Below are 9,253 nucleotides of genomic sequence, written 5' to 3'. Positions count from 1 at the left end.
CGGCAAGTCCACCCTGATGCGCCGCGCGGTCACCGGCCACCGCATCGACTCCCAGGACGCCCGCGACCGCTGGGCGGCCCGCGTCCCCCGCCGCATCCCCTACGCGCTGTACCGCCCCCTGGTCCGCCTCGCCCACTACGCCGGACTGCGCCGCGCCCTGCGCACCGGCGAGGGCGTCGTCGTGCACGACTGCGGCACCCAGTCCTGGGTCCGTGCCTGGCTCGCCCGCGAGGCCCGGCGCCGGGGCGGCACGCTGCACCTGCTCCTCCTCGACGTCAGCGCCGAGACGGCCCGGCAGGGCCAGCGCGAGCGCGGCCGGGGCGTGTCCCGCTACGCCTTCCGCCGCCACCGCCGGGCCACCGGCCGCCTGCTGCGCGCGGTGGAGAAGGGGGAGCTGCCCGCGGGCTGCGGCGCGGCGGTGCTGCTGGACCGGGACGCGGCGGACGTCCTGAGCCGCGTCGGCTTCACTCGGTGAGGTGCTGTCACCGCCACCCGCTAGCCTGTGCGCTCACAGCAGTGGTTCCCAGCAGGCGGTAGGCAGATGGACTTCCCGGCGGACATTCCCGCGGACTTCCCGGCACAGGCGCACCCCCACCCGCACGGCGGTTGGCCCGGCAACGAGCTGGAGGAGGTGCTGTCGGCCTCCCTCGGCGTCCCCGCGGCGGGCGGCCGGATCATCGAGGTCCTCGGCCGGAGCTTCCTGTGGATACCGCTGCCCAACGGCGGCGGCCCGCACAGCGGACCGCTGGACCTGCCGACGACGGACCTCGACGGCCAGACGTACGTCCCGGTGTTCAGCTCCGAGGAGCAGCTGCGCCAGGCGGCCGGCGCCCACATGTCGTACACCATCGCCCCCGCCGTCGAGTTCGCCCGCGGCCTGCCCCCGCAGGTGGGCATCGCGGTCAACCCGGGCGGAGTGGTCGGCATCCCGCTGCCGCCCGAGGCCGTGGCCGAGCTGTGCCGCGCCGGCCGCACCCCGCTCGACGGCCCCAACACCGGCGGCCGGGTCCGCCTCTTCGAACCCGACTGGCAGGACGACCCGGTCGACTTCCTCTCCGCCGCCTCCGCCGAGTTCGCCGGGACCGGCGTGGTCCTCACCGCCCGCCGCTGCCTGGCCGCCATCGAGACGGACGACCCGGTGATGTTCGTGGGCGTGGAACTCTCCCAGTGGGAGGGCGACCTGCGCACCCGCCCCCTGGAGGCGCTGGGCCGGGCGCTGGGCGAACACCCGGTCAAGTGGCCGGTCAGCCTCGTGCTGATGGACGTCACGGACGACCCGGTGGCGACATGGCTGAAGACGAACGTCCGGCCCTTCTACGAGTACGGCCACTGAACGCGCCCCCCAAGGGGCGCGGGGCTGTGTCTGATATGCGGCTCCGCCGCGGGGCGCGGGAACGCACCACACACCCGCACCCGCGCACGAAGCATGAGGCCCCGAGCCGGCAGGCGAATAAGCTGTTCCCGAACGCGGGGCACGGATGAAGAAGGGCCGGTACGAGGGTGAGCGCGAGCCACAGCGGCAGCGTGGAGCACATGCTGCGCCAGGTCACGCCCGGACGCTACGACGCCTACGAGGCCCTGCTCCGCGCCCTCGCCACCCCCTCCTCCGGCCAGATCTGGATGCTTCTGTGGCACGGCCAGGCCGGCTCCCCGGACGCCCAGTACGGGGACATGGAGGTGGACGGCTGCCACTACGCCCCCTGCGTCACCTCCGCCCAGGAGCTGTCCGCCAGCGGCTGGAACCGTTCGTACGAAGTGGTCGACGGCCTCGACGTGGCCCGCACCCTCTACCCCGACCACTACGGGCTCTGGCTCAACCCGCACGCCCCGGGCGGCGGCGTCGGCATCCCCTGGCTGGACCTGCGCCGCATCGCCACCGGCCTGGACCGCCAGCCCGCCGGCCCGCTCCGGCTGTCGGAGCCCGGCATCGAGATCCCCCAGTTCTACGCCCTGCTCGCGCAGAACGCGCACCGCACCCCCGCGCTCCGCTCGCTGCGCCGCGCCTGGGTGCAGCCCGCGCTCGGGGCGCCGTATCTCGCCATCGGCCTGGACGTGTACGACACCTCGCCCGCCGCGGTCGACTCGGTGCGCGCGATGATGCAGCAGTCCGTCGGCGCGGTCCCGGAGGGGCTGCCGGTCTCGACGGTCGTGATGACCGACGACCACGACCCGGTGGTGATGTGGATGCGGGCCAACGCGCGCCCCTTCTACGACCGCGAGGCCCATGTCCCGGCGCCGCAGCCGCAGCTCCAGGTCCCGGCCCCGCCGCAGGCCCCGGCCGGCGGGTACGGCTATCCGCCGGTGCGCGGCGGCTACTGAGCGACCGGGCCGGCCGACCCGTTCCGTCCAACTGAGCCGAATGGCATGGTTTTCGGCCCGGATCGCAGAATTTACACAGCCGACATGTTTCTGCGCGCGTAGACATCGGCCGATCGTCCCGAACCGCGCAAATTCGCCGTTCTGCCCCAACTGGCCCGCGTCCGGGGGTCGTTACCCGTTGTTCGGATAACGGAATCCCCCGGACTGCATCACGGTTGCGCATACTTTCGCCGTCAGCTCTGGCGGGTGATCGCGACGACGCTGAAGACTCCCGACTCAGACGTGAGGCCGAGACCTCATGCTCGATGGCAAGTCGACAAAGCCGCAATCCGCGGCAGGCGCAGGCCGGTCACCACCGGCGAGAGGGGTCGCTCACCGTGACCGCACCGATCGAGACCACCGGGGCGGCAGCCGAAGCACAGCCGGAGGCAGTGCTGGAGGGTGCCGGTAAGGGGCAGATCGAGGGTCGTTCCCTGGGCCAGATCGCCTGGACCCGGTTCAAGAAGGACAAGGTCGCCGTCGCCGGCGGCGTCATCGTGGTCCTGCTGATCCTCCTCGCGATCCTCTCGCGTCCCCTCCAGGCCGTGTTCGGACTCGACCCGAACGCCTTCCACCAGGACCTGATCACCCCGGACACCTCGCTGCCGAAGGGCAGTTGGGGCGGCATGAGCGCCGAGCACCCGCTCGGTGTGGACCCCAAGTTCGGCCGGGACATCGCCACCCGCATCCTGGAGGGCTCCTGGGTGTCGCTCGTGGTCGCCTTCGGCGCCACGATCCTCTCCAACGTGATCGGCGCGATCATGGGTGTCGTGGCCGGCTACTACGGCGGCCGGGTCGACTCGATCATCAGCCGGCTGATGGACACCTTCCTCGCCTTCCCCCTCCTGCTCTTCGCGATCGCCATCTCCGCCACCCTGCAGGGCGGCGCGTTCGGGCTGAACGGGCTGCCGCTCCACCTGAGCGTGCTGATCTTCGTCATCGGCTTCTTCAACTGGCCCTACCTCGGCCGGATCGTCCGCGGCCAGACCCTCGCCCTGCGCGAGCGCGAGTTCGTCGACGCCTCCCGGGGCATGGGCGCCAAGGCCCCCTACATCCTGTTCCGGGAGCTGATGCCGAACCTGGTCGGACCGATCATCGTCTACTCGACGCTGCTCATCCCGACCAACATCCTCTTCGAGGCGTCCCTGAGCTTCCTCGGCGTCGGCATCCAGCCCCCGCAGGCGTCCTGGGGCGGCATGCTCCGTGAGGCGGTCACCTACTACAAGGTCGACCCCCAGTACATGATCGTTCCCGGTCTCGCCATCTTCGTGACCGTCCTGGCGTTCAACCTGCTCGGCGACGGTCTCCGCGACGCTCTCGACCCGCGCAGCCGCTGACGCCTGCCGCAGAGAGCCCGACAAGTTTTTCCGACAATGGAGGGGAAAGCGCCCATCATGCGAAGGTCAGCGCTGGCCGCGATCGCGGCCATCGGCTCCGCCAGCCTGCTTCTTTCGGGCTGCAGCAAGGCCGATGACAACAAGAACGAGAACGGCACCAAGTCGGCCGGGGCCAACGCCGCGACCAAGGGCGTCGTGAACGTGTCCGACAAGAAGGGCGGCACGGTCACCTACGAGATGTCCGACGTGCCGGACTCCTTCGACCCGGGCAACACGTACTACGCGTACATGTACAACCTCAGCCGGCTGTGGGCCCGCCCGCTGATGACGTTCAAGCCCGGCCCCGGCGACGAGGGCAACACCCTGGTCCCGGACCTCGCGGCGAGCAAGGGCGTCCCGAGCGACGGCGGCAAGACCTGGACGTACAAGCTGCGGTCCGGCCTGGAGTACGAGGACGGCACGCCGATCACCTCGAAGGACGTCAAGTACGCCGTCGAGCGCTCGAACTTCGCGCGTGACGTGCTCTCCCTCGGCCCGAACTACTTCCAGCAGTTCCTGGCCGGCGGCGACAAGTACAAGGGCCCGTACAAGGACAAGAGCGACAAGGGCCTGTCCTCCATCGAGACGCCGGACGACACCACCATCGTCTTCCACCTGAAGCAGCCGTTCCAGGAGTTCGACTACCTGGTCGCCGCCCCCCAGACGGCTCCGGTGCCCAAGGCCAAGGACAAGGGCGTCGACTACGTCAAGAACATCGTGTCCTCGGGCTCGTACAAGTTCCAGAGCTACGAGGACGGCAAGCAGGCCGTCCTGGTGCGCAACGAGAACTGGGACCCGAAGACCGACCCGCTGCGCAAGCAGCTGCCGGACAAGATCGTCGTCAACCTGAAGGTCAACCCGGAGAAGATCGACCAGGACGTCCTCGCGGGCAACGCGATCGACCTGGCCGGCACCGGTGTCCAGGCCTCCACCCAGGCCGACGTGCTCACCGACCCCGCCAAGAAGGCCAACACGGACAACACCTACGGTGGCCGCCTGGTCTACATGGCGCTCAACACCAAGGTGAAGCCGTTCGACAAGATCGAGTGCCGCAAGGCCGTCCAGTACGCGATCGACAAGGTCTCGGTGCAGACCGCCGAGGGCGGCCCGATCCGCGGTGAGGTCGCCTCCACCGTCCTGCCGCCGGACATCCCGGGCTACGCGAAGTCCGACGCCTACGCGACCAAGGGCAGCAAGGGCGACGTCGCCAAGGCCAAGGAGCAGCTGAAGGCCTGCGGCAAGACCTCGATCTCGACCAACATCTCGGCCCGCTCGGACCGCCCGCAGGAGATCGACGCCGCCACGGCGATCATCAACTCGCTGAAGAAGGTCGGCATCAACGCCACCCTCAAGCAGTACCCGTCCGGCAAGTACTTCACCGACTACGCGGGTGTGCCGAAGTTCACCGAGAAGCAGAACATCGGCCTGATCATGATGCAGTGGGGTGCCGACTGGCCCTCCGGCTACGGCTTCCTCCAGCAGATCCTGAACGGCAAGGCGATCAGCCAGTCCGGTAACACCAACCTGGCGCAGTACGACAACAAGGAAGTCAACGACCTGCTGGCCAAGGCGATCGGTACGCAGGACGCAGGCGAGCGCAACAGCCTCTACACGCAGATCGACAAGAAGACCATGGACGACGCCGTCCTCGTCCCGCTGACCTACTTCAAGGTCCTGCTGGGCCGCCCGACGAACTACACCAACCTGGTTTCCACGGCGGCGTTCAGCGGTCAGTACGACTACCTCAACATCGGCGTCGCGTCGAAGTAGCAGCCCCGGAAGGCAGGTGAAGGCATTGGTGCCCGCGGGCTTCGCGGCCCGCGGGCACCAGCGCCGGCCCCCGTGATCTCGTACATCCTCCGCCGGACGTTCGCGGCAGTGATCCTGCTGCTGGTCGTCTCCGCGGTCACCTTCGCCATCTTCTTCCTGCTGCCGCGACTCGCCGGCCAGACGGCGGACCAGCTGGCACAGCAGTACATCGGCAAGAGCCCGTCGAAGGCGGACATCGCCGCGGTCAAGCACAATCTCGGTCTGGACCAGCCGGTCTACGTCCAGTACTGGCACTTCATCAAGGGGATCGTGGCCGGTGCCGACTACAACGTCGGTCCCACCACGGTGCACTGCAACGCACCGTGCTTCGGCTACTCCTTCAAGACCCACGAGGCGGTCTGGCCGCAGCTCACCGGCCGGCTGCCGGTGACCATCTCGCTGGCCGTGGGTGCCGCCGTGCTGTGGGTGCTGTCGGGCGTGGTGATCGGTGTCATCTCGGCGCTGAAGCCCCGTTCGTTCTTCGACCGCGCCTTCATGGGTGTCGCGCTCGCCGGTGTCTCGCTCCCCATGTTCTTCACGGGCAACCTGGCGCTCCTGCTCTTCACCTACCAGTGGCCGATCTTCGGGACCACCTACGTCCCGTTCACCGAGAACCCCTCGCAGTGGGCCAACACCCTCTTCCCGGCGTGGTGTTCGCTGGCCCTGCTGTACTCCGCCATCTACGCGCGGCTCACCCGCTCGGGCATGCTGGAGACGATGAACGAGGACTTCATCCGCACGGCCCGCGCCAAGGGCCTGCGCGAGCGCAACGTCGTGGTCCGGCACGGACTGCGCGCGGCCCTCACCCCGATCATCACCGTGTTCGGCATGGACCTCGGTCTGCTGCTCGGCGGCGCCCTGATCACCGAGTACGTCTTCTCGCTGCACGGCATCGGCGAGTACGCGGTGAAGGCCATCACCGACAACGACCTGCCCCCCATCCTCGGCGTGACCCTGCTCGCCGCCTTCTTCGTCGTGATCGCAAATCTCCTGGTGGACGTGCTCTACGCCGCCGCCGACCCGCGGGTGAGGCTCTCGTGACCGAACTCTCCAAGACCGGCGCGGCCGTGGGCGAGCCCACCCCCGCCAAGGCGCCCGAGGCCTTCCTGGAGGTCCGCGACCTCAAGGTGCACTTCCCGACCGACGACGGCCTGGTCAAGTCCGTCGACGGGCTCAGCTTCACCCTGGAGAAGGGCAAGACCCTCGCCATCGTGGGCGAGTCCGGCTCCGGCAAGTCGGTCACCTCGCTGGCCATCATGGGCCTGCACCGGCTCGGCACGCGCGGCAAGAACGTGCGGATGTCCGGCGAGATCTGGCTCGACGGCAAGGAGCTGGTGGGCGCCGCCCCGGACGAGGTGCGCAAGCTCCGCGGCCGGGAGATGGCGATGATCTTCCAGGACCCGCTGTCCGCGATGCACCCCTACTACAAGGTCGGCGACCAGATCGTCGAGGCGTACCGGGTGCACCACAACGTCAGCAAGAAGGTCGCCCGCGCCCGGGCCATCGAGATGCTCGACCGCGTCGGCATCCCCGAGCCCGCCAAGCGCGTCGACGGCTACCCGCACGAGTTCTCCGGCGGTATGCGCCAGCGCGCCATGATCGCCATGGCGCTGGTGAACAACCCCGAGCTGCTCATCGCGGACGAGCCGACCACCGCCCTCGACGTGACCGTCCAGGCGCAGATCCTCGACCTGATCCGGGACCTGCAGAAGGAGTTCGGCTCCGCGGTCATCATGATCACCCACGACCTCGGCGTGGTCGCCGAGATCGCCGACGACGTCCTCGTGATGTACGGCGGCCGGTGCGTGGAGCGCGGGCCGGCCGACGAGGTCTTCGAACAGCCGCAGCACCCCTACACCTGGGGCCTGCTCGGCTCGATGCCCCGCATCGACCGCGAGACCTCCGAACGGCTCATCCCGGTCAAGGGCTCGCCGCCGAGCCTCATCAACGTCCCCTCGGGCTGCGCCTTCCACCCGCGCTGCCCGTACGCGGACATCCCCAAGGGGAACGTCACCCGCACGGTGCGCCCCGAGCTGGAGCAGGTGAGCACCGGGCACTGGTCCGCCTGCCACCTCTCGGCCGAGGACCGCCAGCGGATCTGGACCGAAGAGATTGCGCCGAAGCTGTGAGTGAGACCAAGAAGACGGACGAGGCTGTGATCCCGCAGCAGGCGTCGGCCGGCGAGGGCTCGGCGGACCGCGAGGTGCTCCTCAAGGTCGAGGGCCTGACCAAGCACTTCCCGATCAAGAAGGGCATCCTGCAGCGCCAGGTCGGCGCCGTGAAGGCCGTCGACGGCATCGACTTCGAGGTGCGCAAGGGCGAGACCCTGGGCGTGGTCGGCGAGTCGGGCTGCGGCAAGTCGACCATGGGCCGGGTCATCACCCGCCTCCAGGACCCGACCGGCGGGCGGATCACCTTCGAGGGCCGGGACATCACGCGGCTGAGCACCGCGCAGATGCGCCCGCTGCGCCGCGACATCCAGATGATCTTCCAGGACCCGTACGGCTCCCTGAACCCGCGGCACACCATCGGCTCGATCGTCTCGGCGCCCTTCCGGCTCCAGGGCGTGGAGCCCGAGGGCGGGGTGAAGAAGGAGGTCCAGCGGCTCCTCGAACTGGTCGGCCTCAGCCCCGAGCACTACAACCGCTACCCGCACGAGTTCTCCGGCGGCCAGCGCCAGCGCATCGGCATCGCCCGCGCGCTCGCCCTGAAGCCGAAGCTGGTGGTGGCGGACGAGCCGGTCTCCGCGCTGGACGTGTCGATCCAGGCGCAGGTCGTGAACCTGATGGACGACCTCCAGCAGGAACTGGGCCTGACCTACGTGATCATCGCGCACGACCTCTCGGTGGTCCGGCACGTCTCGGACCGGATCGCGGTGATGTACCTCGGCAAGATCGTGGAGCTGGCCGACCGCACCTCGCTGTACGAGTCGCCGATGCACCCGTACACCAAGGCGCTGATGTCGGCGGTGCCGGTGCCCGACACCAAGCGCCGGGGGCGCAAGAGCGAGCGCATCCTGCTCCGCGGCGACGTGCCCTCGCCGATCGCCCCGCCCTCCGGCTGCCGGTTCCACACGCGGTGCTGGAAGGCGACGGAGATCTGCAGGACGACCGAGCCGCAGCTCGTGGAGCTGCGGCCGGGCCAGCGGGTCGCCTGCCACCACCCCGAGAACTTCGCGGACCAGGCCCCGCACGACACGGTCCTGCTCTCGGCGGCGAAGAAGGCGTCGGAGCTGGTACCGGACGCGGTGGTCGCCGGCGGCTCGGCCGACAAGAAGCCGGCGGCCGGAGCGGAGGACGCCGCCGAGGAGGCGACGGCCGCGGAGGCCGCNNAGACCGCCGAGGCGTCCGGAGCGGAGGCCCCCGAAGCGGCCTCCGGCGACAGGACCGACTCCCGGGGGCCGGCCGACACGTAGGACATGACGACCGGGAAAGTCATGTACATGCCCGTACGGGAGAGCGCAGAGTCATCCGTGTCCGACCACCGATCGGCACGCTCGAAAGGGACGACTCATGGCACTCTCCCGTTCGGCACGTCTGGGCGCCCTCGCCACCGCGGCGGCCTCCTTCCTCGTCGTCGCCGCCTCCTCCGCCCCGACCCCGGGCGCCCCCGGCCTCGGCGACCCCTACTTCCCCCGGCTGGGCAACGGCGGCTACGACGCCCGCCACTACGACCTCCGCCTCGCCTACGCCCCGGACACCGGCCGCCTG

At 69.7% G+C, this 9,253-nt stretch carries 8 protein-coding genes and 1 pseudogene; all 9 read left to right on the top strand.

What is annotated here, in order from left to right; genetic code table 11:
- Positions 1-475, top strand: a 475-nt coding sequence (locus CCN44_RS02825) for an AAA family ATPase (protein ID WP_086696753.1), incomplete at its 5' end; no start/stop codon positions are given.
- Between the two features lie 66 nt (positions 476-541).
- The gene (locus CCN44_RS02820) at positions 542-1,333 is read left to right on the top strand and encodes an enhanced serine sensitivity protein SseB (RefSeq protein ID WP_059252715.1); all 792 of its coding nucleotides are present in this window, start codon (positions 542-544) and stop codon (positions 1,331-1,333) included.
- A 200-nt stretch (positions 1,334-1,533) separates the two neighbouring features.
- The gene (locus CCN44_RS02815; RefSeq protein WP_086696752.1) at positions 1,534-2,319 is read left to right on the top strand and encodes an enhanced serine sensitivity protein SseB C-terminal domain-containing protein; all 786 of its coding nucleotides are present in this window, start codon (positions 1,534-1,536) and stop codon (positions 2,317-2,319) included.
- Positions 2,320-2,696: 377 nt separating this feature from the next.
- Entirely contained in the window at positions 2,697-3,695 is a 999-nt protein-coding gene (locus tag CCN44_RS02810) for an ABC transporter permease (protein WP_059252717.1), read from the top strand.
- A gap of 57 nt (positions 3,696-3,752) precedes the next feature.
- Positions 3,753-5,504, top strand: a complete 1,752-nt coding sequence (locus tag CCN44_RS02805; protein ID WP_445684378.1) for an ABC transporter substrate-binding protein — start codon at positions 3,753-3,755, stop codon at positions 5,502-5,504.
- 72 nt (positions 5,505-5,576) lie between these two features.
- The gene (locus CCN44_RS02800) at positions 5,577-6,584 is read left to right on the top strand and encodes an ABC transporter permease (RefSeq protein WP_059252719.1); all 1,008 of its coding nucleotides are present in this window, start codon (positions 5,577-5,579) and stop codon (positions 6,582-6,584) included.
- Positions 6,581-7,672 carry an ABC transporter ATP-binding protein gene (locus tag CCN44_RS02795; RefSeq protein WP_059252720.1) on the top strand — a complete coding sequence of 364 codons (1,092 nt, stop codon included), beginning with the start codon at positions 6,581-6,583 and terminating at the stop codon, positions 7,670-7,672. Before CCN44_RS02800 ends, CCN44_RS02795 begins: the two co-directional genes overlap by 4 nt.
- The gene (locus CCN44_RS02790) at positions 7,669-8,958 is read left to right on the top strand and encodes an ABC transporter ATP-binding protein (protein WP_086696751.1); all 1,290 of its coding nucleotides are present in this window, start codon (positions 7,669-7,671) and stop codon (positions 8,956-8,958) included. The genes CCN44_RS02795 and CCN44_RS02790 overlap by 4 nt, the downstream gene beginning before the upstream one ends.
- A 97-nt stretch (positions 8,959-9,055) precedes the next feature.
- Positions 9,056-9,253 (top strand): annotated as a pseudogene (locus tag CCN44_RS02785) (M1 family peptidase); the annotation flags it as partial.

The sequence above is a fragment of the Streptomyces tricolor genome (assembly GCF_002155905.1).
Taxonomy (GTDB): Bacteria; Actinomycetota; Actinomycetes; order Streptomycetales; family Streptomycetaceae; genus Streptomyces; species Streptomyces tricolor.
Note: the sequence above shows the minus strand (reverse complement) of the source record. Positions and strands in the feature narration are given on the sequence as shown.

Excerpts from the sequence above, each read along its gene's own strand:
- CCN44_RS02820 (WP_059252715.1), top strand. The coding sequence starts at position 542 with ATGGACTTCCCGGCGGACATTCCCGCGGACTTCCCGGCACAGGCGCAC.
- CCN44_RS02815 (WP_086696752.1), top strand. The coding sequence starts at position 1,534 with ATGCTGCGCCAGGTCACGCCCGGACGCTACGACGCCTACGAGGCCCTG.
- CCN44_RS02805 (WP_445684378.1), top strand. The coding sequence starts at position 3,753 with ATGCGAAGGTCAGCGCTGGCCGCGATCGCGGCCATCGGCTCCGCCAGC.